General features: G+C 66.0%; 27 protein-coding genes and 2 pseudogenes. 7 read left to right on the forward strand and 22 right to left on the reverse strand.

Going from position 1 to position 25,816, the window contains the following annotated elements; translation table 11 throughout:
• Window positions 1-62: 62 nt before the first annotated feature.
• The 20 genes and pseudogenes from SPHS8_RS17200 to SPHS8_RS17295 all read right to left on the reverse strand — a co-directional run.
• Window positions 63-377: pseudogene (locus tag SPHS8_RS17200) on the reverse strand (CorA family divalent cation transporter); the annotation flags it as partial.
• A 401-nt stretch (window positions 378-778) separates the two neighbouring features.
• The gene (locus tag SPHS8_RS17205; RefSeq protein ID WP_004212690.1) at window positions 779-1,060 is read right to left on the reverse strand and encodes a type II toxin-antitoxin system YafQ family toxin; all 282 of its coding nucleotides are present in this window, start codon (window positions 1,058-1,060) and stop codon (window positions 779-781) included.
• Window positions 1,047-1,310, reverse strand: a complete 264-nt coding sequence (locus SPHS8_RS17210; protein ID WP_004212689.1) for a type II toxin-antitoxin system RelB/DinJ family antitoxin — start codon at window positions 1,308-1,310, stop codon at window positions 1,047-1,049. Before SPHS8_RS17210 ends, SPHS8_RS17205 begins: the two co-directional genes overlap by 14 nt.
• 384 nt (window positions 1,311-1,694) lie before the next feature.
• Window positions 1,695-2,132 carry a DUF411 domain-containing protein gene (locus SPHS8_RS17215; RefSeq protein WP_007683347.1) on the reverse strand — a complete coding sequence of 146 codons (438 nt, stop codon included), beginning with the start codon at window positions 2,130-2,132 and terminating at the stop codon, window positions 1,695-1,697.
• Between the two features lie 79 nt (window positions 2,133-2,211).
• A complete protein-coding gene (locus SPHS8_RS17220) occupies window positions 2,212-3,453 on the reverse strand; it encodes an MFS transporter (RefSeq protein ID WP_007683345.1) in 1,242 nt (413 codons plus the stop codon).
• Window positions 3,447-4,433 carry a copper resistance protein B gene (locus SPHS8_RS17225; protein ID WP_009823975.1) on the reverse strand — a complete coding sequence of 329 codons (987 nt, stop codon included), beginning with the start codon at window positions 4,431-4,433 and terminating at the stop codon, window positions 3,447-3,449. Before SPHS8_RS17225 ends, SPHS8_RS17220 begins: the two co-directional genes overlap by 7 nt.
• Window positions 4,430-6,136 carry a copper resistance system multicopper oxidase gene (locus SPHS8_RS17230; protein WP_007683343.1) on the reverse strand — a complete coding sequence of 569 codons (1,707 nt, stop codon included), beginning with the start codon at window positions 6,134-6,136 and terminating at the stop codon, window positions 4,430-4,432. Before SPHS8_RS17230 ends, SPHS8_RS17225 begins: the two co-directional genes overlap by 4 nt.
• Window positions 6,137-6,161: 25 nt before the next feature.
• Window positions 6,162-7,187, reverse strand: coding sequence for an alcohol dehydrogenase AdhP (gene adhP, locus SPHS8_RS17235; protein ID WP_007683342.1), 1,026 nt, complete (start codon window positions 7,185-7,187; stop codon window positions 6,162-6,164).
• A 26-nt stretch (window positions 7,188-7,213) separates the two neighbouring features.
• Window positions 7,214-8,734: an aldehyde dehydrogenase family protein gene (locus tag SPHS8_RS17240; RefSeq protein ID WP_007683341.1), complete on the reverse strand. Its 1,521-nt coding sequence runs from the start codon at window positions 8,732-8,734 to the stop codon at window positions 7,214-7,216.
• Window positions 8,735-9,176: 442 nt separating this feature from the next.
• A complete protein-coding gene (locus SPHS8_RS20510) occupies window positions 9,177-9,578 on the reverse strand; it encodes a hypothetical protein (protein WP_013849877.1) in 402 nt (133 codons plus the stop codon).
• A 333-nt stretch (window positions 9,579-9,911) separates the two neighbouring features.
• Window positions 9,912-10,202 carry a hypothetical protein gene (locus SPHS8_RS17250; protein ID WP_013039105.1) on the reverse strand — a complete coding sequence of 97 codons (291 nt, stop codon included), beginning with the start codon at window positions 10,200-10,202 and terminating at the stop codon, window positions 9,912-9,914.
• A 131-nt stretch (window positions 10,203-10,333) separates the two neighbouring features.
• Window positions 10,334-10,774: a four-helix bundle copper-binding protein gene (locus SPHS8_RS17255; protein ID WP_007683338.1), complete on the reverse strand. Its 441-nt coding sequence runs from the start codon at window positions 10,772-10,774 to the stop codon at window positions 10,334-10,336.
• 14 nt (window positions 10,775-10,788) lie between these two features.
• Window positions 10,789-11,232 (reverse strand): DUF1622 domain-containing protein, encoded by a 444-nt coding sequence (locus SPHS8_RS17260; RefSeq protein WP_007683337.1) that lies wholly within the window; start codon window positions 11,230-11,232, stop codon window positions 10,789-10,791.
• The gene (locus SPHS8_RS17265) at window positions 11,219-11,941 is read right to left on the reverse strand and encodes a hypothetical protein (protein ID WP_007406380.1); all 723 of its coding nucleotides are present in this window, start codon (window positions 11,939-11,941) and stop codon (window positions 11,219-11,221) included. The genes SPHS8_RS17260 and SPHS8_RS17265 overlap by 14 nt, the downstream gene beginning before the upstream one ends.
• Window positions 11,938-12,666, reverse strand: a complete 729-nt coding sequence (locus tag SPHS8_RS17270) for a hypothetical protein (RefSeq protein ID WP_007406424.1) — start codon at window positions 12,664-12,666, stop codon at window positions 11,938-11,940. The genes SPHS8_RS17265 and SPHS8_RS17270 overlap by 4 nt, the downstream gene beginning before the upstream one ends.
• Window positions 12,666-14,576 (reverse strand): 2Fe-2S iron-sulfur cluster-binding protein, encoded by a 1,911-nt coding sequence (locus SPHS8_RS17275; protein WP_013039106.1) that lies wholly within the window; start codon window positions 14,574-14,576, stop codon window positions 12,666-12,668. The genes SPHS8_RS17270 and SPHS8_RS17275 overlap by 1 nt, the downstream gene beginning before the upstream one ends.
• Before the next feature lie 23 nt (window positions 14,577-14,599).
• The gene (locus SPHS8_RS17280; RefSeq protein WP_007406382.1) at window positions 14,600-14,920 is read right to left on the reverse strand and encodes a hypothetical protein; all 321 of its coding nucleotides are present in this window, start codon (window positions 14,918-14,920) and stop codon (window positions 14,600-14,602) included.
• A 59-nt stretch (window positions 14,921-14,979) separates the two neighbouring features.
• The gene (locus tag SPHS8_RS17285; RefSeq protein WP_007406426.1) at window positions 14,980-15,201 is read right to left on the reverse strand and encodes a hypothetical protein; all 222 of its coding nucleotides are present in this window, start codon (window positions 15,199-15,201) and stop codon (window positions 14,980-14,982) included.
• Entirely contained in the window at window positions 15,198-15,677 is a 480-nt protein-coding gene (locus SPHS8_RS17290) for a heavy metal-responsive transcriptional regulator (RefSeq protein WP_007406417.1), read from the reverse strand. The genes SPHS8_RS17285 and SPHS8_RS17290 overlap by 4 nt, the downstream gene beginning before the upstream one ends.
• A 140-nt stretch (window positions 15,678-15,817) precedes the next feature.
• The gene (locus tag SPHS8_RS17295) at window positions 15,818-16,156 is read right to left on the reverse strand and encodes a hypothetical protein (RefSeq protein ID WP_007406371.1); all 339 of its coding nucleotides are present in this window, start codon (window positions 16,154-16,156) and stop codon (window positions 15,818-15,820) included.
• A 261-nt stretch (window positions 16,157-16,417) separates the two neighbouring features.
• Here SPHS8_RS17295 and SPHS8_RS17300 point away from each other — a divergent pair, with 261 nt between their 5' ends.
• The 7 genes from SPHS8_RS17300 (at window position 16,418) to SPHS8_RS17330 (ending at window position 25,013) form a co-directional block, all read left to right on the forward strand.
• Window positions 16,418-16,780 carry a hypothetical protein gene (locus SPHS8_RS17300; RefSeq protein WP_007406428.1) on the forward strand — a complete coding sequence of 121 codons (363 nt, stop codon included), beginning with the start codon at window positions 16,418-16,420 and terminating at the stop codon, window positions 16,778-16,780.
• 77 nt (window positions 16,781-16,857) lie between these two features.
• Window positions 16,858-17,115 (forward strand): hypothetical protein, encoded by a 258-nt coding sequence (locus tag SPHS8_RS17305; RefSeq protein ID WP_007683334.1) that lies wholly within the window; start codon window positions 16,858-16,860, stop codon window positions 17,113-17,115.
• A gap of 63 nt (window positions 17,116-17,178) precedes the next feature.
• Window positions 17,179-18,441, forward strand: coding sequence for a TolC family protein (locus SPHS8_RS17310; RefSeq protein ID WP_013039107.1), 1,263 nt, complete (start codon window positions 17,179-17,181; stop codon window positions 18,439-18,441).
• Complete coding sequence (locus SPHS8_RS17315; RefSeq protein WP_007406384.1) at window positions 18,438-19,928, forward strand: efflux RND transporter periplasmic adaptor subunit; 1,491 nt, start codon at window positions 18,438-18,440, stop codon at window positions 19,926-19,928. The genes SPHS8_RS17310 and SPHS8_RS17315 overlap by 4 nt, the downstream gene beginning before the upstream one ends.
• Window positions 19,925-23,068: an efflux RND transporter permease subunit gene (locus tag SPHS8_RS17320; RefSeq protein ID WP_007406408.1), complete on the forward strand. Its 3,144-nt coding sequence runs from the start codon at window positions 19,925-19,927 to the stop codon at window positions 23,066-23,068. Before SPHS8_RS17315 ends, SPHS8_RS17320 begins: the two co-directional genes overlap by 4 nt.
• Complete coding sequence (locus SPHS8_RS17325; RefSeq protein WP_007406376.1) at window positions 23,065-23,469, forward strand: copper-binding protein; 405 nt, start codon at window positions 23,065-23,067, stop codon at window positions 23,467-23,469. Before SPHS8_RS17320 ends, SPHS8_RS17325 begins: the two co-directional genes overlap by 4 nt.
• Before the next feature lie 281 nt (window positions 23,470-23,750).
• Window positions 23,751-25,013, forward strand: a complete 1,263-nt coding sequence (locus SPHS8_RS17330; RefSeq protein WP_007683327.1) for a hypothetical protein — start codon at window positions 23,751-23,753, stop codon at window positions 25,011-25,013.
• Between the two features lie 66 nt (window positions 25,014-25,079).
• Here SPHS8_RS17330 and SPHS8_RS17335 read toward each other — a convergent pair whose 3' ends face one another.
• Window positions 25,080-25,610: a GNAT family N-acetyltransferase gene (locus SPHS8_RS17335; RefSeq protein ID WP_007686150.1), complete on the reverse strand. Its 531-nt coding sequence runs from the start codon at window positions 25,608-25,610 to the stop codon at window positions 25,080-25,082.
• Window positions 25,607-25,816: pseudogene (locus SPHS8_RS17340) on the reverse strand (hypothetical protein); the annotation flags it as partial. The gene SPHS8_RS17335 and the pseudogene SPHS8_RS17340, both read right to left, overlap by 4 nt.

A 25,816-nucleotide genomic window follows, 5' to 3' on the forward strand; every position in this document is an offset into this window, starting at 1 on the left:
GTTATGGCGGCCGGCCCCCGGCAGCCTCAGCCCGGCGCGATGTGGAAAGCCGATCTGCGCCGTCAAAGCCAGTGGCTACGTTTGAACCGGATGTAGAGCCCAATGCAGACCGCAGCGATGACGCCGAGGATGACGAAATATCCCCATTGCGTCTTCAGTTCGGGCATATTCTCGAAATTCATGCCGTAGATTCCGGCAATCGCGGTAGGCACCGCGAGGATCGCGGCCCAGGCGGCAAGCTGACGCGTGATCGCACCCTGGCGCTGCTGTTCGAGCAGGTGACTCGCCTCGAACACCGAGATCAGGATGTCGCGGATGCCGGTGATGGCGCTCTCAACCCTGAGCATGTGATCGAGCAAATCACGGAAATAGGGTTTCCTTCTCACGATCTGGCTTTTGAGCCATTCGAGCATGGAATCTTTTGCCATCATGGGCGTCGTCGTCGCTCTCGGCAGCATCGTCTACCGGGCCAGCATCCGCCGGTCATCAACGTAGGGGTCACGACGGTGGAGCGAGCGGTCGGCTCTTCAAGCCCAACGCGATCGGCTCATTTCTCGCTCACCAGTCGTGAACTAACGGCAAATTTGTCAGAATTTGAGGGTGAAAGTGATTTATGGCCCTCATTTTTGTTTCAAGCAGCGCCTGCCGAATGCATCTCTGCGATTGATGTCTTCTGCAAAAGCTTGTTGGCATCGGATGCTCGCTGATCACACCTAACCCGTAATCGTGCCTCTGGCTGACATACCCGACAAACGTATAAGCTCGCCATGCGCGGGCGTCACCAACCCAATTCCGCGTGCGATCCCAAGCGCACAAGCTGCAAGGTGTCGTCATCGGGCTTGCGGTAAATCAGCACGAGGTCGGGCTTTATGTGGCAATCGCGATGGTCGCGCCAGTCGCCGGTCAGCGCATGGTCGCGGTGGCGCGGTTCAAGCGGCTCGTCGGATGCCAGCGCCTCGATGATCGGGATCAGGTCAGCGTCCAGCGTCTTGGCGTGCTGCCCCTTCTTCTCCCGCTTGTAGTCGCGCTTGAACCGCCCGAAGCGTTCAATCGTCCGCATTGAGGTCGGCCATCAGGTCGACCACCGTGGCGAACCGCTTGCCCTTTCCCTCGCGCGCTTCCTTCATGGCCTCGATCGTCTCGGCATTGGGCACCAGCGGTTCAAACGGCAAGGCCTTGTCGCGGGCAACGCGGGTCAGCATCAGGCGCACGGCATCGGAGACGGTCAGCCCCATAGCAGCCAGCACGGTCGCGGCTTCCTCCTTCACCGCTCCGTCGATCCGGGTCTGCACAAGAGCGTTTGCGGCCATGTCGATTTCCTTTCTGCATGACGATGTAATGCAAGCGAACGCAAAGTGCAATCAGGCAAAGCCCCGGCTATCGACATGGCGACCGGGCTTCGCGTTTTTCACCTTCAATGCTGTGAGTGCCATCGGTTCGGGGCCCTGATCGGGAATGTTGGGGCCGTTCTCACACTTTCGGTGGGCAAACGGTCCCACAATCGTTCCCACATTTTGGGCCAAATTCAGGCAAATCAGGGAGACGACCGCGAACAACTTACAAGACAAATCGTTGCTTTTTCAGTGTAGGTAGGGGTAGGGACGCCATCAGCTCGCTTGACACAAGGTTCTACACTCGACAGCGGGGTCCTCTACCACCGGGCAATTCTGCAGGATGCTGCAAACCGCGCGATATCAATGGCGGGCGAAAATTCGCTGACCGGCGCTGCCGAAGGCCACCACCGTATAGGGTTGGCGGGCAGCGCCTGCCACTTCCATGCCCTCCGAACCGATCGGCATCCCCGCAACCGCAATGCCTTTGACGCCCGCAGGACGGGTCGCCAGCAAGCGCTTGACGTCGGATATCGGGACATGGCCCTCGATCATATAGCCATCGACGATCGCGCTGTGGCAAGATGCCAGCGTCCGGGGCATGCCGGCCTTGCGCTGAAGCTCGCTGCGCGACGCATCGTCACGCATGACGACCTTGCGTCCCAGCTTCGCGCGCACGGCCTGCGCCCACTTCTCGCAACATCCACATCCCGGATCCCGGTGGACGACGATATCACTGGCCGCAAGCGCTACGCCGGGCATGGCGAGGAACAGCAAGGCGACGAATAGGCGGGTCTTCATGAAATGACTCCCGGAAGAACGATAAGCATGGGGCAGAGGCCCCTTCTTTTCTATACGCATCAATGCGCCCCTCCCCTCATCACGCAGATGATTTTACGATGGCGGGCGGCCTCCAGGCTAGCGGCAGGGACACAAGCAGCGCTAGCGATAGACCACCAATCCCCCACAGAACGAGCGGCTGCGCCCCGGGAGCGACGATGGCTATCGCCAGCGGCGCGAGCGCCTGCCCGATGCTGGCGGCGGAATGCTGGAAACCGAGCTTCACGCCTGAAGGGGCCCCGCCGCCGCTGATCCAGAAGCTGGTGACCAATCGAAGGGTTGCCGAGCTCCAGCCGGCAGCAACGATGATCCCACTGAGCTCGGCCATACTCGCGGCGACAGGAAACATGAAAAGTGCCACAGCCAGCAGGCCCAGCGTCAATCCGGCAAGCCGCCTCGGCACAGTGACCAGCCAATCCAGCTTTGCATGGAAGATCTGTGCCGCCAGCATGCCCAATCCGCAGAGACTGAGCATCCAGGCGATCTCTTCGCGGCTCAGCGAAATGGCGCTCCGCGTCACCAGGAGATTGACATGCATCGCCGCCAGCCCGCCGCCCGCGACGATCGTGATAAAAAGCAGGATCAACGTCGCGCCGAGCGTAGGCGCGGGCAGGTCTCCGCCATCGATGCAAGGTGCACACCAGCGCGGCAGACGCACGGCGCAAAGCGCCGCCCCGACGGCACCGATGCCGAGAGCGAGGATCATGAGGGGAGCGCGGGGCAGGATCGCGGCCGAGACCTCCGCCACCAGCGGACCGGCGAGATCGCCCAGAAACACGAAGGCGGTCAGCCAGGTGAAGCGGCGCGCCTGGTCCGCGCGCCCGCTTGCGGCAAAGCTCGCGCAGAGCAAGCCCAACGGTATGATGGCGGCCGACGCCATCCCCGCCACCAGACGCAATGCATAAAGCTCAGGCAACCCGACGAGGCCGATCGGCGCGGTCACCAGCGCGAGGATGACCAGCGCTGCGCGCAACATCGCCCGATAGTCGACCCGGTCCGCGATCCAGCCCCAGAGCGGCGCCGCCAGCAAGGCTGCCAGGGGATGGACCGCAGTCAGGCTCGCGACGTGAAAATCATGAGCGCTTGACGATAGCGCGCCACGAGCCGGGTCGACCAGTGCCGGAAGGAAGGCGAGAATGGCCGTCTGTCCCGCCGACGCCGCAGCCGCCGCGAGCAACAAGACGAAAAAGGAGGCCGGCCAGCGACCGTTGGCTTGCGATCCAGCCTTGTCACGCGGCGCGTTCGCGGTCGATCCCTCGAGTGGCCATCCGCGGATCACCACCAGGCGCGCAAGCCGATCACCAGCCTGTGTTCGGAAGGCCCTTCCCTGCGCAGGCGACGGAAATCGGCCGTGCCGTCAAATGCGCGCTCCCAGACGAAGCCGATATAGGGCGCGAACTTGCGCGACACCTCGTAGCGCAACCGTCCGCTCAGCTCGACATTGCTGAAGCCGCTGCCGAGCTGCCGATCGCTCGACCGCTTCGAATAGATATTGGTTTCCACCTGCGGCGTAAGGATCAACCGATTGGTGAACAGGACCTCATAGGAGGCCTTGGCGCGCGCCGCGAGACGCCCATCGGTTCCTACATAGCCGGTGAGCTGGACGTCGAACCAATAGGGCGCCAGTCCCTCGACGCCGGCGGCGAGCCAGGTGGTCGCACCCTTGCCGAGATCCTGCCTGACCCCGAGCAGCGTGCCCCAGAACGGGTTCTTGCTGTGCCACCACAGCGCCTCGACGCTGCTCTCCGGATCGAGACGTTGGTCGCGGGAGTTCTTGAGCCCCTGGCTGCGCAGCCAGAGCTTGTCATTGTCCTGACCCTTGGTGACGAGCACGGTCCAGCCCACGCCCTGACCCTCGTTGCCGCTGGTGAACTCGAGCTCATCCACAAGTATCTTGGGGATCGAGAGCTTGTCGGCCATCTCATAGCCCGGCAGCGTCGAGTTGCGATAGCCGTCGGCATAATCGTCCGAGTTGCGCGCGTCCGGCGGGGCCTTGCCACCCTGCATCGAGCCCATGTCCATCGTGGCGCCGTTACCGGACGCCTTCGTGTCGGTCATATCCATGCCCGGCATGTCCATGCCCGCATGCTCCTGAGAGCCTTGCGCGGAAGGTGAGTTTGGATCGGGAGTGGCCGTTTGGGCAGGGGTGGCGGCGGGCGACGGGGGCAAGGCATCCTGCGCGAGGGCGGGAGCCGTGATCGCCGGCGCCAGGAAGAGGGCAACGCCAAGAGCAATGCCGCGCGAGGGGATAATCCGGATCATGCGACCACCACCTCCCGGAACATGCCGGCCGCCATGTGATAGAGCAGATGGCAGTGGAAGGCCCATCGGCCCATGGCGTCGGCGGTGACGCGGAAGCTCACCCGCTGGGCGGGCTGGACCACGACCGTATGCTTGCGGACCTGGAAGGCGCCGTCCGGGCCTTCGACATCGCTCCACATGCCGTGCAGATGCATCGGATGCGCCATCATCGTGTCGTTGACGAAGGTGACGCGCAGCCGCTCGTTCGGCTTGAAATGCAGCGGCCGGGAATCGTTGAGCTTGATGCCGTCGAGCGACCAGATGAACCGTTCCATATTGCCCGTCAGATGCAGCTCGATGTCGCGCTCGGGCTCGCGCGGGTCGGGATCGCCGCCCGGCGTGCGCAGATCGGCCAGCGTCAGCACGCGCCAGCCGCGCCCGCGCAGCCCGGCGCCGGGATCGTCCAGATTGGTGCGGGGATAGTCGACGCGCATGTCGGTATTGGCGCCATATTCGGTGCGGGCGTGCTGTGCCCTGGCCGGCATCTCGGTCATGCCGTGCCCGGCATGCGCGTCGCCTCCCATTGCGCCCATCGTCGCCATCGCGCCCATCATGTCGACCGGCTCGAGCCAGGTCCGGGCATCGAGCGGCGGCACGGCTGCCGCCATGCCCGGAGCCGGTGCGATCGTGCCGCGGGCATAGCCGCTCCGATCGATCGCCTGCGCGAAGATGGTGCGGGCGCCGCCCTCGGGCATGGTGAACTCGACGTCATAGGTCTCGCCCGGGCCGATCCGGAATTCCTCGACCGTGACCGGCTCGACCGGCTGCCCGTCGGCCGATACGACCGTCAGCTCGACCCCCGGGATCCGCACGTCGAAGAACGTCGCCGTCCCCGCGCCGACGAAGCGCAGGCGCACGCGTTCGCCGGGCGCGGCGATACCGGTCCAGTTGCCGGCGGGCGGCGCGCCGTTCATCAGATAGGTGTAGGTCGCGGCAGAGACATCGCTGTAGTCGGTCGGGTTCATCCGCGAGCTGTTCCACATCCGCCGCCGCTCGAGCGCCTTCCCAAGGCCCATGGCGCCGACATCCTTGAGGAAGTCGCCGGCTGTCGGCTGCGCAAAATTATAGTAGCTGCTCTGCTTCTTGAGATTGAGGAAGATCTGCAGCGGCGGCTCGTCCGACCAGTCGCTGAGCACGATGCAATAGTCGCGATCGGGCGCCCGCGCCGCCGGCGCCTGTTTCGGCTCCACGATGATCGCTCCATAGAGTCCCGTCTGCTCGGCGAGCGTGTGAGCGTGATACCAGTAGGTTCCGCTCTGGCGGACCTCGAAGCGATAGGTGAAGGTCTCGCCCGGCGCGATGCCGGCAAAGCTGATGCCGGGCACGCCGTCCATCTCCGCCGGCACGATGATGCCGTGCCAATGGATGCTCGACATCTCCTTGAGGCCGTTGCGCACACGGAGCGTGACCGTGTCGCCTTCGCGCAGGCGCAGGACCGGCGCGGGCACGCTGCCGTTCACGGCGGTCGCGATACGGCGTTTGCCGGTGAAGTTGACTGGCAGCTCGGCGATCTCGAGGTCGAACTCGGTCCCGCTAAGCTCGGCGGGCGAGACTGGGGCGGATCGCGCGAGAAGCGCCGGGGCGAAGCCGGCAACCGCGCCGCCGATCGCCAGCCCCTGGACGAAACGGCGCCGTGCGATCGGCCGGATATGTAAGGGAGACATGAACTGTACTTTCGCGAAGTCGGGTTCAGGCGAGGTCGAGGACGATCCGGCCCTCGATGTCGCCATGGTGCATGCGGGAGAAGACGTCGTTGATGTTCTCCAGCTTGTCTGCATGGACCGTGGCCTTGACCTTGCCGTCGCCGGCGAACGCCAGTGCCTCGAGCAGATCGAGCCGCGTGCCGACGATCGAGCCTCGCACGGTAATGCCGTTCAGCACGGTGTCGAAGATCGACAGCGGGAAGTCGCCCGGCGGCAGACCATTGAGCGCGACCGTGCCGCCGCGCCGGACCATGCCGAGCGCCTGCTGGAACGCCTTGGGCGAAACGGCGGTGACGAGCGCTCCGTGCGCGCCGCCTATCGCCTTCTTGAGCGCTGCCGAAGGGTCCTCGCTGTGCGCGTTGACCGTCAGTGTGGCGCCAAGGCGTGTAGCGAGGTCGAGCTTGCTATCGTCGATGTCGACCGCGGCCACATTGAGACCCATGGCACGGGCATATTGCACCGCCATGTGGCCGAGCCCGCCGATCCCTGAGACGACCACCCACTCGCCGGGTCGGGCCTCGGTGGCCTTCAATCCCTTGTAGACGGTGACGCCCGCGCAGAGGATCGGCGCAATGTCGAGGAAGTCGACATTGTCGGGAAGGTGACCAACATAGTTGGGATCGGCGAGGACATATTCGGCAAAGCTGCCATTGACCGAATAGCCGGTGTTCTGCTGTTCGTGGCAAAGCGTCTCCCAGCCACCCAGGCAATGCACGCAATGCCCGCAGGCGGTGTAGAGCCAGGGCACGCCGACCCGGTCGCCTTCCTTCACATGGGTGACGCCCGCACCGACGGCGGCGACATGCCCGACGCCTTCATGGCCAGGAATGAAGGGCGGGTTGGGTTTGACCGGCCAGTCCCCTTCTGCCGCGTGCAGGTCGGTATGGCACACGCCGGTTGCCGCAATCTTGACCAGGATCTGCCCGGGGCCGACCGTCGGGATCGGCGCGTCCTCGATGACCAGGGGCTTGCCGAATTCGCGGACGACCGCCGCCTTCATGGTTTTCGCCATGTCCGTTTCTCCTTTTGAGCGAGGGGTCAGAACAGGCCGAGCGCGTGCTCGTCATAGGAGACGAGCAGGTTCTTGGTCTGCTGATAATGGTCGAGCATCATCCGGTGATTTTCACGCCCGAAGCCCGACGCCTTGTATCCGCCGAAGGCGGCATGGGCGGGGTACTGGTGATAGCAGTTGGTCCAGACCCGCCCGGCCTCGATCGCGCGGCCCAGACGGTAGGCGGTGTTGCCGCTCCGGGTCCAGACGCCCGCGCCAAGACCGTAGGCGGTGTCGTTGGCAAGTGCGATCGCCTCCTCGACCGTCTTGAAGGTGGTGACCGCCAGGACGGGACCGAAGATCTCCTCCTGGAAGATGCGCATGTGGTTCTGACCCACGAACACGGTCGGCTGTACGAAATAGCCCTGGTCGAGCGCACCGCCCGGCAGCGCCTTGGCGCCACCGACCAGACACTGCGCGCCCTCGGCCTTGCCGATATCGATATAGCCCAGGATCTTGTGGAGCTGGTCCTCCGACGCCTGCGCGCCGACCTGGACCGAGGGGTCGAGCGGATCGCCCTGGCGGATCGCGGCGACGCGCGCCACGGCGCGCTCGATGAAGCGATCGAAGATCGACTCATGGATCAGCGCGCGCGACGGGCAGGTGCAGACCTCGCCCTTGTTGAACGCGAACAGCGTGAAGCCTTCGAGCGCCTTGTCGAAGAAGGCATCGTCCTCGTCGAGCACGTCCGCCATGAAGATGTTGGGCGACTTGCCGCCAAGCTCCATCGTCTGGGGGATCAGATGGTCGGCGGCCGCATGCATGATCTGCTTGCCGGTGACGGTCTCGCCGGTGAACGAGACCTTGGCGATGCGCGGATTGGCGGCGATCGCCTGGCCGACGGTCCGTCCCGGGCCGGTGACGACATTGAGCACGCCGGGCGGCAGGATGTCGGCGGTGAGCTCGGCGAACATCAGCAAGGTGAGCGGCGTCTGGGATGCGGGCTTGATGACGGTGCAGTTGCCCGCCGCCAGCGCCGGGGCGATCTTCCACGCCGCCATCAGCAGCGGGAAGTTCCACGGGATGATCTGGCCGACGACGCCAAGCGGCTCGCGAAAATGATAGGCGATGGTGTCGGCATCGATCGTCGAGATCCCGCCTTCCTCGGCCCGGATGCAGCCGGCGAAATAGCGGAAATGGTCGATCGCGAGCGGAACGTCGGCAGCGCGCGTCTCGCGGATCGGCTTGCCGTTGTCGATCGTCTCGGCAAGCGCCAGCAACTCCATATTATCCTCGAGCCGGTCGGCGACGCGATTGAGAATCCTGGCGCGGTCGGCGGGCGAGATCCTTGCCCATTGATCCTTGGCGGCGTGCGCCGCATCGAGCGCGCGCTCGACATCTTCCGGCGTCGACAGCGCAAACTCGGCGATCTGGGCGCCATTGATCGGGCTCGTGTCCGCGAAATACTCGCCGCTCGCTGGAGCGCTCCATCGACCACCGATGAAATTATCATAGCGGTGTCGGAAGGACGCCGCAGCATTGATGGTCCCGATCGCCTTCTCGAACATCGCCTGTCTCCATCTTTACCGATGCCTGATGAAGTAGGCCTTCTGATGAGACGGCCTATAAGTAAGTTCCGCAGACAAAAATCAGGCAGAGTTTTTACGAAGCGCCAGGCTGGACACGCAAAAGAAGCCGATGATTTTCTCATCAGCTCATAGATTATCTCGTCGCCTAAGCAGGCAATGGCTCTCGCCATTCAATCGCGGCGCAGAGGTCACTGAAGTTGATCCGGCCATGCTTGGTCGGACCTCTTAATCGTAAGCGCGGACCCGCAGCTCGGTGCCAACTCCTGGAGCTTTACGCATCGCGGGCTCCTCTCTCTCGCGGTGGACGCCTGCTTCTCGTTATGAAATCCTAGAAACTTGGAACACCTCTTGAAGAACAGGCCCGCCGCGGGGGCAGCGGCGGGCCCTCAGCCCCAGGGGTCTGTTCTCGGGGCTGGAAACCTCACATGTCGCTCATCGGCTTGTCGGCCATAGGCGTGGCCGGTTTCTTCTTGGCGGCCGGCTTTGCCTTTTTCATCGGCATCTTGCAGCAACCGCTCTTGGGCTTGCCAGCCTTGCTCGAACCGCTCCCCTGCGACGAGCCACCAGACATTCCGGCCATGCCCGCAGCGCCCTGCTGGCCTTGCGGCTTCTGCATGCCGGCTTGGTGATCCTGCATCATTTGGTCGTGCATCTGCTGCCCTCCATGATCCATCCCCTGCTGATGGGCATGGGCGGTGGATGGCTTCGGCTGCGCAGGGGCGTGCTGGGGCGCGGCGGGTGCCGATTGCGCCAGACCCGCGCCAGCGAAGTTCAGGGTCGCCAGGCAGCCGATCGCGCCGACTAGAAGTTTCGTCTTTCGCATTGTGGTTCTCCGCATGATGAGTCCTTGCCCGATCGCCGTTTGCGACCGCGACCATACCGACCCCTCATGCGGGCTTGGCCCTTTGGTCTGAATACGTAAGTTACGAATCCGCACTGGATCAGGACTGGCAGGCCCGCGATCTTGCGGGCGAAACCATGGTCCAAGGGTCCAGCGGATTCATGACTGCATCGCATTAAAGCTCGTGCAGACCTTTATTCTGAAACGCAATTGGCCCGCCGGGGAAACGGCGGACCAACGTTGCGGCCCGGTCAAACGATACCAACGCCTTGTATGGTGAGGCTTTGATCAACCGACCTCTGATGGGCTTTTGGTTCAGCACCCCCCGCCCGACCGATGCGACATGTCAGAAGCCCCCTCCTGGCTCCCCGATTCCCGCATGGCCATCCGGTGGCCTCGCATCATCTCACCGTGCATCTGGTCCTTGCCGTGCCGCATGCCCTCCATATGGGCCGTGCCGGACTGAGCCGGCGCAGGCTTGGCCTTGAGCGTCTCCTCGAGATCCGGCATGTCCGACGGCATGCCATCGGCGAGAACAGGCCCGGCACCGAGGGCAAGGAGGCCGAGGGCTGCGAGCGAAGTGATAACTACCGTTTTCTTGCGCACTATCGATTCCTTCAAGTCTGGTTTCCGTTCGACCGGCTTCAGATCCGGTCGTTTCTCGCTCCTCCGGGAGCTTGCCCTTGAGATGGTATCGGTCCTGACCCGGCAGTATACGTAATATGCGAAGCGGGTGGTCAGCCGGTCATGTCCGCCATCATTCGGCAGCTCGCCGCGCATTTCTTGCAGGTGGCCGAGCAACGCGCGATCCGCTGGTCCTCGCTATGACGCCCGCATTCCTCGGCGCAGCGCTCGCAAGCATCGGCGCAGGCGCGGCACAGGATGCGGTGCAGAGCCGATTCCCGCAGCATCGAGTTGGCTGTCGCCTGGCACAGTTCCGCACAGTCGTTCAGCATGGCGATCAACGACGCGCTCGCCAGCGCGCTGCTTTGCTTCGTCAGCCAGGCGGCGGTTTCGAGGCACATGCGGTGTGAAGCCAGGCAATCGTCGATGCAGTCCGTCATCGACATCGCCATCCCTTCCATTCGATGCTGCTGCCCCGCCGCCGGCGCAGCCAGCGTTCCGGCGGCGGCAAGGCCGGCGCCCGCCATCAGCAATTCGCGTCTCTCGATCATCATGCACCCTCCATCGGCTATCCCTTGCGCGGTGTGCCGCATCCGGCGGCCTCAGCCGTCGCCGGCGACCCATCCGACGCCGCACGCGCCTTCTCCCGCGCCATCCGGGTTTCCTCCCAGGGCCAGTGACCGTTGATCTCGACCCCGAGCGAGATGCTCAGGAAGGTCCGCACCAGCACAAGCCCGGCCAGCACGATGAGATCGTCGAGCGTCGGGTTGATCACCAGCGACTTGACGATGTCGCCGGCGACCAGAAATTCCAGGCCGAGCAGGATGCTGCGGCCGAGCGCCGAGCGGAACGTGCTATAGGCCTCGGTTCGGTCGCCCGCCCTCGCCCGCCGCGCAAACAGAAAGGTTGCGAGCCCCGCGCCGACCAGGATGGTCAGCGTGCCCGCCAGTTCCAGGCCGATCACGGCGAGCCGGAAGAAGGCGCTCAGCCAGTCGGCCTCAATGGTGATCATACCAGCCTCGCTTGCGGATATTGTTGAAGCTGTCGGTGGCGTGACAGGCATAGCATTGGTCGACGCGCGCCTTCGATCCGGCTGCGCGCTGCGAGACCATGCTGAAATGCTCCATGAAGTGACTGGGCGGCGCCTTATGGCACTCGGCGCACTGCGTCGAATTGACCGATGGATGGCGGTAATTGGCGATCTTCCAGCTGTCGGTCTTGTGGCAGCTCGCGCAGTCGGTGCCGAACAGGCCCTGGTGCGGATCGCGGAACGCATGGCAGCTCGCGCAATTGAGCGCGGTCTCGGGGGTCAGGCTTCGAGTGTTTGTCGACATGCCCGCCAAAGGCTGCCGCCACTTCGCCATGTCGAGCAACGCGGCGTGATCCATGCGGATGATGCCGCGCTCTCCCTCATGTTCGACGTGGCAGGAGGTGCACTGCGTCGCTTTCGCGTGGAACTGCGTCGACTGCTTCGTCCCGAAATCGGTGCCCGCATGGCAGGTGAGACAGGTCCGGGTTTCGACGCCCTTGCCCGGCGTGTGGCAGGCCGTGCATTGGCCGGCAAAGGACTGGTGCGCGCTCGAGAGCGGGCCGGGCGAGACGAGCTGCGCCACCAGGCCGGCATCCCTCGGCGCGTCCGATCGCATCCGGATCGCGACCGCGGCGACCATCACCAGCAGGGCTGCGATGAAGACGGCGTAGGAAAGACGCTGCCAGCTCATAGCCAGCGCAGCCCGTAATAGATCGCCGCGCCGACGTGGAGCGCGAGCAGCGCGAAGATGAGACAGCCCAGCAGGATGTGCAGGAACCGCCACCGCGCGAACAGGGTGTTGGTTGCCTCTTCGGCACGGATCGCGAATTCGGTATCGGCCAGCGCTGCGGCGATCCCCGCCTTGTCCTGGGGGCGCTGGCCCGCGGACGCATCCCCGGCGACGAACAGATAGCGCTTCCAGCCCGACAGCGGCGGGGCTGCGGTATCGGCCTGCGTCGGCGCCGCCGGCTCCTCGAGGAAGGCGGCGCGAAGCGAGGCCAGTTCTGACCTGCGTCCGCGCAGCGCCCGACCAAGCTGGGCAAGCAGGTAGCGGCCGATGAAGCCGGTGATGACCGTCATCAGCAGGAGGACGGTCAGAAGCAGGCCGACCGGGCTTTCGAGCTTGTGCGCGGCGTGGACCAGACCCAGGATCGGCGCCAGCACGCCGGCATAGATGTGGATGGCGAGCAGGGTTGGCTTGCTGACGACCCGGGAGAGCGCCTTGTCGACCCAGGCGATGTGCTTGGCCGCGACATAAGGAAGCGTCAGCAGCATCAGCACGAGCGCTGCGATCCCGATGATCCCGCCGGCCAGGCTACCCGGAAAGCGGGGCGACACATGCACGAGATAGCCGAACGGGAACAGCAGCAGGAACGCGACCAGCAGGCCCACGGCAATGTCGCTGCGTTCGCGCATCAGGCTTCGACCACGAGCGGCGTGCCCGTCCCCTTCGCCTGGCACGCGAGCACATAGCCTTGCGCCTTGTCGGCGGGCGCAAGGCCGGATTCGACCTCCATCGTCACTTCGCCCTGCAGCAGCTTGACCACGCAGGCGCCGCATGTGCCCGCACGGCATGCATAGGGGATCTCGACGCCCGCGCCCTCGGCCGCCTCCAGCACGGTCTCGTCCGCGGGCAAGGCCGCCGACACCCCCGACACGGAGAAGGTCACCGTGCTCGGCGCCACCTCGGCGCTCGGGGCCGGCTTATCCGCTGGCGGGGGCGCGGGCTTGACCTCGAGATCCTCGTGGTCGGCCGGCAGCGAGGCCGGACCGAACGCCTCGGTGTGCAGCTGCGCGTCGGGGACGCCGAGTTCCGCCAGCACGCCGCGCATCGCGCCCATCATCGCCGGCGGGCCGCACATATGGATGCGCCGGCTCGCGATCTCCGGCACCGCGGCCAGGATCATCTCGCGCGTGATCGGCCCTTCGGGGCCCATCCAGACGGTGCCGGGCGCGCGCTGCATCGCGGCGACGACATGGAGGTTGGGAAAACGGCGTTCGAGCCGCTCGAGCTCGTCGCGGAACACGAATTCCTCGGTCGACCGTGCGCCGTAGAAGAAGAAGATATCACCCTTCCACGCGGTGTCGGTGAGATAGCGCAGCACCGACATCATCGGGGTGATGCCGACCCCGCCCGCGATCAGCACGATGCTCTGGGCATCCGTTCCCGTGAAGGTGAAGGCGCCGAACGGTCCGCTGACCTTCAGCAGATCGTCGGCGACGACCTTGTCGTGCAGGTATCGCGAGACCACGCCCTGCTCCTCGCGCTTGACCGTCAGTTCGACATAGGCCCGCTGGGTCGGCGAAGAGGCGATCGTGTAGGAACGGCGCGCGGTCTTGCCCGCTTCGGGCTCTACCTCGACCTGCAGGAACTGGCCCGGCAGGAAGTCGAACGGCAGCCGGTCGGCGGTCGGGTCCGCGAGCCGGAAGGTCAGCACGCTCGGCGTCTCTCGCACGATCTGGACCACGCGCAGCTGCCCCGCCCAGCTTTTGGGCTTGCGCAGCGACGCCCCAGCGGGTGCGGCCGCATTGCTCGGCGCGAGCCCGGCGCTGTCGGCAACGGGTGCAGGCGCGGGCGCAACCCTGGTAGCGGGAGGGGCAGCCTTCGGCTCCGGCTTTGCTGGAACCTTGGCGGTGGCGACACCGCCGGCGATCGCCCCGATCCGCCGCAGGCGGAAGATCTGCAGCGCGATAAGCGTGGCGCTCACCAGCCCCAGGAACAGCATGAGAAGGAGGTGCGAGGGCGAGATGCCGAACCAGTGATCGGCATGGCCGGGCGCGGCCTGGTCGATGTCGAGCTGATCGCGCAGCCAGGCAAGCCCGACCTCCCGGGGCGGCTGCAAGCCCCCGATCGCGCCCTGCGCGGCGGTGCCGGAGCGGAACAGGTCGGTTCCCTCGCGCAGGCGCCGCGCCGCATCGAGCCGGGCCGAGACCGTGGTCGCACGCGCGCCGTCGGCCGAGGCGGCGTTGATCATCGCCAGACCCGTGCTTACCCGTTCGCCGGCCTGCGCAGCGACCCGCTGCCTTGCCGCTTCGTCAAGCGCGGGAAAGGCGAGCAGCTGCGAGATGAAGCCGGTCCGGCGCGATTCGTGGCCGTGCTCATTCTCCCCTTCCCCATTGATCATGCGATCCATCATGGGGTTCATCATCTTCGCCATGTCCGACGACCCCGGCTCTGCCGGTGCGGACATGCCCCCGCCGGCCGGCATGCCTGCGCCATGATGCGCGGCATGATCCTCGCCCTCCTGCGCGCCCGCGCTCGCGGACAGGCTGAGAGCGATTGCGCAGCCGAGGCTCAAGCGTCGAAGGCTGATCCGCCTGGACATCCTCATCCCCTTAGTGTGCGAGCCTACATATCCTTCATCGGCATCGCCGCATTGCCCGGCGCGGGATCGGGTGCCGGCGCGGTCTGGTTGCCGGCCCCGGCGCGCATCGCGTCATGGTCCATCGCCTGACGGTGATGCCGCTCCATCTCGGCCTGGTTGCTCATCGCGTCCATCGGCGCCGCGTCTGCAGCGTTGCCGCTGTCGGTCAGGACCGGGGTGGCGGCGACGCTGTTCGCCGCGGGCGGCACCGTCTGGTCGGCCTGGCGGTCGCAGCCCGAAAGCGCGAGCGCCAGCAACAGGCTTCCGCCGACAAGTGGAAGGGCTTTCTTCGCATGGTCGATCATGGCTTTGCTCCTTGGCTTGAAAACTGTGTCCGGGCGCCATCCCTGGCGTCCGGACCGGCTCATTGCGCGCTGCGCAGAATCCGGAGACACCGGTCGTGCGAGAGGTTCATCGGGTTGCGCCCCTGCCCCTTCATCTCGCCATGATCATGCGGCGTCTGGAGACCCATATTGCCCTCCATCGCCCGGCAACTCTCGACCTGCGCCGAGGTCGGCCGCGTGGTCACACAGGCGCCTAGAAGCAGCGCCGGCGTGAGGACGGCGATCAAACGCATTTTCTTCATGACAAAACCCCTTTCGCTCGTGGTGATCGTTCGTCCTGCGCTGCCTGATGTTTCTTGTTATGCTGCTGGTCTTTCCGCCGCGCCGTCAGGAAGGCGAGGATCGGGCAATCGGAGACCGGCACTTCGCCCGGGCATTCGTCGGCGAGCATCCGCAGCATGTCGCGGATATCCGACAGGCGCTCGAGCCGGGCTTCGGCGTCCGCGATCTTGGCAAGCGTGATATCGAGCACGGCCTGGGCATGCGCGGTGTCCGACGCCCTGAGTGCCAGCAGCTGCCGGGCCTGTTCGAGTGTGAAACCAAGCTCCTGCGCCGAGCGGATGAAATTGACGCGCTCGAGGTCGGTCGCGTCGTAGAGCCTGTAGCCCGCTGCCGTGCGCGCGGGCTCGCGCAGCAGGCCCATCCGCTCATAATAGCGGATCGTATCCCGCCCCACGCCTGCGGCCGCGGCCAGTTCGCCGATCTTGAAATTGCCCATGTCATCCGCTCGATCATGCCGGTTGGACCATGGTCCAGGGTCAAGCGGTTTCGCTTTGACCCCGAACGGTCTCCTCGTCGCCGGCGGCCCGCTGCCCCGACGCGTCGCAGGGCAGCCCGTGCCGCCGGGCCACCGGCTTGTCAGTTCTTGCGAAGCTCGACGATGTCGTGCCTGGCAGGCGTGCCGTCGGCGACGGACACGTGCGCGAAGTGATCGTCAAAGATATGGTCGATCGTCACATGGCCGACGAGCTGGCGGTGATAGGTCGGCGCCACGCCCTTGGACGGACCCGGATGGGTCACGACGCGATAGACCTCGAGCTTCTGGCCGACCTCGGCGCCATCGGCCTTGCCGATGCAGACGACCGTGCCGTTGCTGCCCGTGTCGACGATCGAGCCGCGCATGAACAGGCTGTGCCCGATGCCCTGGGCCATAGCGGGGACGGCAGCAAGCATCGAAATGCCGGCAAGCGCGACCATGAGAGTTTTTCTGACCATATTCACCTCCTTGGATGGTAAGCCACCGCCCGGACTTTGCCGAGGGGAAGAGCGTCTCTTCAGGCTTGGGACTACGGTCCCGGGTCCAGCCTCGATATACGTAGAGGCCGCAGCCGATCTTCTTCCCCGGGCCGGATCTTTATTGACGCGGAGTTGACGGAATCAGCCGTCAGCACTTCAAAATCCGCGCGGCGCGAGACTTTGGTTGGCTGCGCCCGCGAAACCCGCTAGATATCGAGGCCCGTGAAACGCCTGCTCGCCCTCCTGCTCGTCATCGGAGCGCTGTCCGGTCTCTTCGGAGCCCAGATGGCGGCCGCGCACAGCGTGCCGCAGGCGGCAGGCGCGCCGCTGGCCAAGGGCATGGATGCGGACTGCATGGCGATGATGGCCAAGCAGCAGCCTGCGCCCAGCGAAAAGCCCTGCAAGGGCCTGACGCTCGATTGCATCGCCGCGATGGGGTGCGTGATCCCGCTGGTCGCAGCGGACCTGGCAGGCGGCGTTGCGCCTGCGCGTCTCTACGACGCGCCCAGCTTCTGGACGACCGACACGATATTGACCGGCAAGGCGGTTGCGCCCGAGCCGGATCCTCCCACCAGCCTTGCCTGATTGAACGAGCACGGGCTGCGCGCATCGATCGATGCGTGCGCGCCCGGTTTCCTTCTTTTCAGTCAAAGGTTTTCGTGATGATCAAACTGCTTCCGGCCGCCCTTGTGGCGGCCCTCAGTCTCGCCGCGCCTGCGCTTGCAACCGACGCGAGCCGCACGCCGCAAGGCCATTGGGAATGGCGGTCGGCGCCGCAATATGGTCCGCGGGCGACTGGCCCTGCGCGTGTCCGCATATGGGTGCCCGACAGCCGGGACATGGCCAGCTGCGATTGCGCGATGATGCAGGCAAGCGCCGCCGACTGCATGCGCGGCGCAGTCAGGTCGGACAAGGGCTAAACCCGCTCCGGAGCGGCGCGTCACATCTTGGCGCGCCGCCTCTGTCATGAGGGGATGATATCCATGATCATGATGCCGAGGCGCGCTGTGCGACGCCTGTTGCTCTCTATCGGTGCGACGCTTGCGAGCGCCTGGGCCGTGCCGGTGTCGGCCGGCCCGCTCACCTACGAGCAGGCAGTGAGGCTCGCTGCCGCCAACGCGCCAAGCCTCAAGGCGCGCGCGGCGGCGACAGCCGGCGCCCGCTCTTCGGCGGTCGCGGCCGATCGCCTGCCCGATCCGACGCTCGACCTGGGCCTGCAGAACTTCCCGGTGAGCGGCCCCAATGCCGGCAGCTTCACGCGCGACGATTTCACTATGGCGACGATCGGGTTCAGCCAGACCTTCCCCAATCTCGCCAAGCGCCATGCACGCGCCGCGCGCGCCGCGGCCGATATCGGTATCGCCGAGGCGGGCGAGCTGGTCGAAGGCCGCAACGTGCGGCTCGAGACCGCCCTCGCCTGGGTCGATCTCTATTATGGAGAACGCCGGCTCCGGCAGCTCGACCTGCTCGATGCCAGCCTCGACGACCTGCAGAAGACCGTGACCGCACGCCTGGCGTCGGGCAGCGCGCGCCCGAGCCAGGCGCTCGAGCCCGACCAGCTCCGCGCCGCCATCGCCGATCGCCGCGCCGAGATGGCTGCGGTGGTGGCGCAGGCGCGGGCCCGGCTCGCGCGCTATACCGGCGACCCCGACCCGCAGGCGACGGGCGACCCGCCGATGCTCGATGTCGATCCGATCCGGCTGCGGGCCGGGATCGATGCGCTTCCCGCCCTGCGCGCGCAGGACGCGCGGATCGCAGTCGCCGAAGCGGACGTGCGTCTCGCGCGCGCCGACAAGCGCCCCGACTGGAAGGTCGGCGTCACCTATGGCCGGCGCGATCCCATGTACGGCGACATGGCCTCGGTCGGCGTGTCGATCGACCTGCCGCTGTTCGCCGGCAAGCGCCAGAACCCCAGGATCGCTGCAAGCGAGAGCCTTGCGCAAGGGGGTCGGTTCGACCGCGAGGCGATCCGCCGCGAGCTGGTGGCGCAGCTCGACGCCGATCTCGCAGACCATGCCATGCATCTCTCCCGGTTGCGCAATGCCCGCGAGACGCTGGTGCCACTCGCCAGGCACCGCGCCGAGCTCGACCGCGACAGCTATGGCGCCGGCAAGCTCGACCTTGGCGCCGCGCTGCTCACGACGCTCGGGCTCGCGGAGGCCGAGGTCGAGGCGCTCAACCGCGAAGCCGACGTCGCGCGCGACGCGGTCCGCATCACTATCACCTATGGGGAGGAGCGGCCATGACGCTCGATAAATCCGCGCTGCGCTGGGGCGCATCGATCCTGGCTGTCGCGCTGCTGGCCGGCGGCACAGGCTATTGGGCTGGCCATCGCCAGGCACCGCAATCGGAGGCGACCACGCCCGCCGGGGCAGGCAAAGTCCTTTACTGGTACGATCCGATGTTCCCCAACCAGAAGTTCGACAAGCCCGGCAAGTCGCCCTTCATGGATATGCAGCTCGTGCCGCGATACGCGGACGGAGGAAGCGCCGGCGCGGCCCCCACGGTCGCCGTCGATCCCGCCGCGCGGCAGAGCCTGGGATTGCGGGTCGTCGCGGCGAAGATGGGCAGCCTTGCCTCGGCCCTCGAGGTCACCGGCACGATCGACTTCAACCAGCGCGACGTCGCCGTCATCCAGGCGCGTTCGGGCGGGTTCGTGAGCCGCGTCTATGCGCGAGCGCCCGGGGACGTGGTCCGCGCCGGCGCGCCGATCGCGGACCTGCTCCTGCCCGAATGGGGCGGCGCGCAGACCGAATATCTGAGCGTCAGGCGGCTCGGCAAGCCCGACCTCACCGCGGCCGCGCGCCAGCGACTGCGGCTGATGGGCATGTCCGACGGCCTCATCGCCAGCGTCGAGCGGAGCGGACGCCCGAACGGCGTGGTGACGATCACGACGCCGATCTCGGGCACGATCCAGACGCTCGACGCCCGTGCCGGCGTGACGCTCGCCATGGGCCAGACGCTCGCCCAGGTAAGCGGGCTCGGCACCGTCTGGCTCAATGCCGCGGTGCCCGAAGCGCGCGCGGGCGATGTCCGGGTCGGCCAGAATGCCAGCACCACGCTGGCGGGCTTCCCCGGCGAGCGCTTCGCCGGCCGGGTGATCGCGATCCTGCCGACCACGCAGGCCGACAGCCGCACGCTCACCGTGCGGATCGAGCTGCCCAACCGGGACGGCCGGTTGCGGCCGGGCATGTTCGCCAGCGTCGCGCTTGGCGGCGATGCCAAGCCGGCGCTGCTGGTGCCGAGCGAAGCGGTGATCCGCACGGGCAGGCGCACGCTCGTCATGCTGGCCGCAGGCGACGGGCGCTATCATCCCGCCGAGGTCCGCATCGGCCGCGAGGCAGGCGGCGAGACCGAGATCCTTGCCGGCCTGTCGCCCGGCGAGAACGTCGTCGTCTCGGGGCAGTTCCTGATCGATTCCGAGGCGAGCCTGTCGGGAATCGAGGCGCGGCCGATCGGCGGCGGTGCGGCATCGGCGACCATCGCCGCGCCGGCGTCGAAAGCCACGCTGTACGAGACGACGGGCAAGATCGAGCGGATCACGGCCAATTCGGTGACGCTCAGCCACGAGCCCGTTCCCGCGCTCGACTGGCCGGCGATGACGATGACCTTCGCGCTCGCCAATCCGGGCATCGCGCGCGGCTTCAAGGCGGGTGACCGGGTCCGGTTCGGGTTCGACCGGCCCCCGGCGGGACCGACGCTGCGGCATATGGCGAAGGTGGCGGGCCAGTGATCGCCCATCTCATCCGCTGGTCGGTGAGGAACCGCTTCTTCGTCGTGCTCGGCATGCTCGCGCTGGTCGGCGCGGGCCTGTGGGCGGTGCGCTCGACCCCGATCGACGCGCTGCCCGATCTTTCCGACGTGCAGGTCGTGATCCGCACTTCCTATCCGGGTCAGGCGCCGCAGATCGTCGAGAACCAGATCACCTATCCGCTCACCACCACCATGCTGTCGGTGCCCGGCGCCAAGACGGTGCGCGGCTATAGCTTCTTCGGCGACAGCTTCGTCTATGTGATCTTCGAGGACGGCACCGATCTCTACTGGGCGCGCAGCCGCGTGCTCGAATATCTCAACCAGGTCCAGGGTCGGTTGCCGGCCAGCGCCCGCAGCGCGCTCGGGCCGGACGCGACCGGGGTCGGCTGGGTCTATGAATATGCGCTGGTCGACCGCACCGGCCGGCACGATCTCTCGCAGCTTCGCGGGTTGCAGGACTGGTTCCTGCGCTACGAGCTGAAGACCGTGACCGGCGTGGCCGAAGTCGCCAGCATCGGCGGCATGGTCAAGCAGTACCAGGTGCTGCTCGATCCGGTGAAGCTCGCGGCCTACGGCGTAACCCACGCCCAGGCAGTGCAGGCGATCAGCCAAGCCAATCAGGAAGCCGGCGGCTCGGTGCTGGAAATGGCCGAGGCCGAATATATGGTCCGCGCCTCGGGCTATCTGAAAACGCTCGACGATTTCCGGGCAATCCCGCTCAAGACTGCGGCGGGCGGCGTGCCCGTCCGGCTCGGCGATGTCGCCACGATCCAGGTCGGCCCCGAGATGCGGCGCGGCATCGCCGAACTGAACGGCGAAGGCGAGGTCGCCGGCGGCGTCGTTATTCTTCGGTCAGGCAAGAACGCCCGTGAGACCATCGCGGCGGTCAAGGACAAGCTCGCCGATCTCAGGAAAAGCCTGCCGCCGGGCGTCGAGGTGGTCACGGTCTATGACCGCTCGCAGCTGATCGATCGCGCGGTCGAGAACCTCACCCGCAAGCTGGTCGAGGAGTTCATCGTCGTCGCATTGGTCTGCGCCCTGTTCCTCTGGCACGTCCGCTCGGCGCTGGTCGCGATCCTGACCTTGCCGCTCGGTGTGCTGGCCGCGTTCGTCGTAATGCGGTTCCAGGGGGTGAACGCCAACATCATGTCGCTGGGCGGCATCGCCATCGCCATCGGCGCGATGGTGGATGCGGCGGTCGTCATGATCGAGAACGCCCACAAGAGGATCGAACGCTGGGAGCAGGATCACCCGGACAGACATCTCGATGGCGAGATGCGCTGGATCGTCGTCACCGAGGCGGCGGCCGAGGTCGGGCCGGCGCTGTTCTTCAGCCTGCTGATCATCACGCTGTCGTTCATTCCGGTCTTCACCCTGGAGGCGCAGGAAGGCCGGCTGTTCGCGCCGCTCGCCTTCACCAAGACCTATGCGATGGGCGCGGCCGCGATCCTGTCGGTGACCCTGGTGCCGATCCTGATGGGCTGGCTGATCCGGGGCCGCATTCCGGCCGAGCAGGCCAATCCGGTCAATCGCTGGCTCACCAATATCTACCGGCCCGCGATCGACTGGACGATGAAGCGGCCCAAGGCAGTGCTGCTGATCGCGGCTCTGGTGTTCGCCACCACGGCCTGGCCGCTCAGCCGGCTCGGCGGCGAGTTCATGCCCAATCTCGACGAGGGCGACCTGCTCTACATGCCCTCGGCGCTGCCGGGCCTCTCGGCCGCCAAGGCGAGTGAGCTGCTCCAGCAGACCGACCGCCTGATCAAGACCGTGCCCGAAGTCGAAAGCGTGTTCGGCAAGGCCGGCCGCGCCGAGACCGCGACCGATCCCGCGCCGCTCGAAATGTTCGAGACGACGATCCAATTCAAGCCCCGCGACCAGTGGCGGTCGGGCATGACGCCCGAACGCCTTGTCGACGAGCTCGATCGCCGGGTGAAGCTTCCGGGTCTCGCCAATATCTGGGTGCCGCCGATCCGCAACCGCATCGACATGCTCGCGACGGGCATCAAGAGCCCGATCGGGGTCAAGGTGTCGGGCAGTGACCTCGCCGAGCTCGACCGCATCGCGCATGATGTCGAGACCGTGGCCAGGAGCGTGCCCGGCGTCAGCTCGGCGCTCGCCGAGCGGCTGACCGGCGGACGCTATGTCGATGTCGACATAGACCGCGCCGCCGCCGCGCGGTTCGGGCTCAACATCGCCGACGTCCAGGCCATCGTCTCCGGCGCGATCGGCGGCGAGACGATCGGCGAGACGGTCGAGGGCCTCGCCCGCTATCCGATCAGCGTGCGCTATCCGCGCGAATTGCGCGACAGCCTCGAAAGGCTGCGGGCGCTACCGATCCTGACGCCCGCGGGCCAGCAGATCACCTTGGGCACCGTGGCAAACGTCTCGATCGCCGAGGGACCGCCGATGCTCAAGACCGAGAATGCCCGGCCTTCGACCTGGGTCTACGTCGATGTGCGCGGGCGCGATCTTGCCTCGGTGGTCGGCGATCTGCAGCGTGCGGTGGCGAAACAGGTCAGGCTCTCGCCTGGGGTCAGCATCGCTTACTCTGGCCAGTTCGAATATCTCGAGCGCGCGGTCGACCGCTTGAAGCTGGTCGTGCCCGCGACGCTGCTGATCATCTTCGTGCTGCTCTACCTCATCTTCGGCCGCTTCGACGAGGCGGCGCTGATCATGGGGACGCTGCCGTTTGCGCTGACCGGCGGCATCTGGACGCTTTATCTGCTGGGGTTCAACCAGTCGATCGCCACCGGGGTCGGGTTCATCGCGCTCGCCGGCGTCTCCGCCGAGTTCGGGGTGGTGATGCTGATCTATCTCAAGAACGCGCTGGCCGAGCGCGGCGCACATCCGGACGCTGCCGAGGTCGAGGCCGCCGTGCGCGAAGGCGCGCTGCTGCGCGTCCGTCCCAAGGCGATGACGGTGGCGGTGATCCTGGCCGGCCTGCTGCCGATCCTGCTGGGATCAGGCGCGGGTTCGGAGGTCATGAGCCGGATTGCCGCGCCGATGATCGGCGGCATGCTGACCGCGCCCTTGCTCTCAATGTTCGTCCTGCCCGCCGCCTACCTGCTGTTGCGCCGGCCCAAGACCGATCCCATCCCTCAACCCGTTTCATCATGAAGGAGAAGACGATGAACCATGCACGACTGACCATTGCCCTCGGCCTCGCCGCCCTGACTGCCGCGTGCGGCAAGAAGGCGGAGGCCCCCGTTGCGACTGAGACCAACGAGGCGGCGCCCGCCGCGACCATGAGCGGCGACATGGGCAACATGTCGATGGCGCCTGACGCGAACGCCGCGATCAAGGCCAAGGGCCATGGCACCGTCACCGCGATCGACAAGGCGGCAGGCACGATCACGCTCGATCATGGTCCGATCCCGGAGGCCAAGTGGCCCGCGATGACGATGGCGTTCAAGGCCGCGCCGTCGATCACCGATGCGGTCAAGGTCGGCGACAAGGTCGATTTCGACCTCTCGCTCAAGGGCAGCGATGGCGAGGTCACCGCGATCGCAAAGCAGTGATCCGCTAAGTTCGACCGGAAAAAGCTGGTTGCGGCGCCGCTCCCGGGCGGCGACGCCCGTGCCGGCCGTCTGCCTGGCTGTGCGCCCGGTCGACGGTTGCGACCGGCAACGCCCAATGCCAGCGGCGTTTCCCTGCGCGATCACCGACAATTTGAGCACGCTTCGCGGATCGCACATTGAACGTGCAAGCCGCCCTTGCTCGCGATAGCCTGAACGGCAAGGAGCCCAGTTTAGATGACCCAGCCAGTATGACCTTGTTACCCGCGACACATCATGATCTCGTGAGCGAGCTTGTCCGTCGTTGGCGAGACGATCCCGGCGCCACCTATCGCTCCTGGTTTCTGTGGGACGAACGGCTGAAAAACTTCCGCTCCATCCGTCGCGGGCTGCAGCAGGTGGTCGCAGAAATCGAAAGTGGGCGGTTCGGCGTCGCCTATCGCGGCTCGTCACTGGAAACGGTTGTCCACTCGATCGCCGAACAGCGGCAGATCTTCAAGGGCGCCGACCATGCCTGGCTGTGGAAGCCCAAGCTGCGCATTCCAGACATCTACGAAAGCCCGGACAACCAGCGGGCGTTCGGTCGCCTGCTCGACAATTGCTCGTGCTGCGATACCGCCGAGGAGATCATCAGCCACATCCGCAGCATAGACGCGCTCAAGATCAAGGGGCTGGGGCCGGCGGCGGCCAACCTGCTCTATTTCCTTCACCCGACGCTGGTGCCGCCCTTCAATACCGCGATCGTCAAGGGCTACAATGCCGTCACCGGCGCCAAGGTGAAGCTCGGGTCATGGGATCATTTTCTCGCCATGCGCGCCGGCATCCTCGACCTCAACGACCGTTACCGCGAGTTGCTCTCCAACGATCTCGGCGCGATCGGCGGACTGTTGTTCGACATTGGCTCGGGCCGCTATCCCGCGCCACCGCTGGAGGATGACGCAACGGCGGCCGACGACTGGCTCGGCAGATTGGAACATGCCAGAGCGGAGGCAAGCCGGCTCGACAAGACAGCCGCCGCGCAGGGCGAAACCGATCGCACGCACGCCGAAATCCAGGCCTGGCTGCGCGACCTCGGCCATGCCCTCGGTTACGATGTGTGGATCGCCGCCAATGACCGCGGTCGACTTCACGCTGGCTGCCCGCTTGGACAGGGATGCCTCGAGCGCCTTCCAGACGCCATTGCGACCTCTCCCGGAGCGGACTCGATCCGCCTCATCGACGTGTTGTGGCTGGCGAAGGGTGGCGACGGCGTCGCCGCCGCGTTCGAGGTTGAACATTCGACCTCGATCTACTCGGGGATCGTGCGCATGCTCGATCTGGCGCTGTCGGGGAGCGATCTGCACGCTGCCGCCGGGCTATTCCTGGTCGCACCGAATGCGCGCGAGCAGGACGTTCGCGCGCAACTCCGTCGCCCGGCTTTCAGCCGTATTGCCGATCTCGACTTCGCCTATCTGCCCTATGGCGAGCTGGAGAGAAACAGGGACGCGATCGCTCGTTTTGGAACGGGATTGAAGGCCATCAAGGCGATCTCAAGCCCCCTTCCCTGAAAGGGGGCGTTTGCGGGAGGGGGCGGAATCCTACGCCAAGCTCGCCCAGATAGCCGGCGCGAGATCTTACTTGTTGCTGCCTTCTACGGTCGCGCCAGAAAGGCGACGGCTCAGTTCTATCCGGCGATGGCTACGCATTTTGAAGGTGTCTGGCCCAACGCGCCGATACTCAATGAAGCCGAGAGAACGCCAAAATCGCTCTGCCGCTTCATTCGCTTCCAGCACGGCCAACCGAATCTCTGTGGCACCTCTCGCAGCGGCCCAGCTTTCGACCGTCGAGTAAATTGAGCGTCCGACGCCACGACCACGCTGTGCGGCATCTACGATCATGAAGCCGAGATACCATGTGCCATCACGCGGATAATCGCGGAGGATGGCCGCGATTGCATATAGGCCGCCAGGCCCCTTCCATCCCAGGACAGCTTGATTGTGGGCGCTCTTTTCGGGCGGCACATCGGAGAAAAGCTCGCGAGCATCGTCCAGCGTGGGCGCGGCCCCGTCCTGCAACAGGAAATAGTCGCTGCAACGGTTGTACAGGTCTGCAACGTCTGCGGCGTCCGCTTGGGTAAGTTTGATCGGGGCTCCCGTCATCATCATCGCGTTTTGGCAGCAAGCACGCGCTGACCGTAATCCCGGAGTTCCCCGTTGGGACCGACATAGCGGTAGAGAGTGACGCGCTCGATCCCGAGTTCCTTGCAGAGGTCGGAAACGGACGTGTCGCGTTGGGCCATAGCAGCCTGAGCGAGCCGGGCTCTGTTGCAAAGATTGGCGGCAGTCAGAGGTAGGCTGTCGCTCTGCGCCGA

Origin of the sequence: Sphingobium sp. S6, from assembly GCF_905120495.1 — a bacterium.
In the GTDB taxonomy this organism is placed as follows: domain Bacteria; phylum Pseudomonadota; class Alphaproteobacteria; order Sphingomonadales; family Sphingomonadaceae; genus Sphingobium; species Sphingobium agri.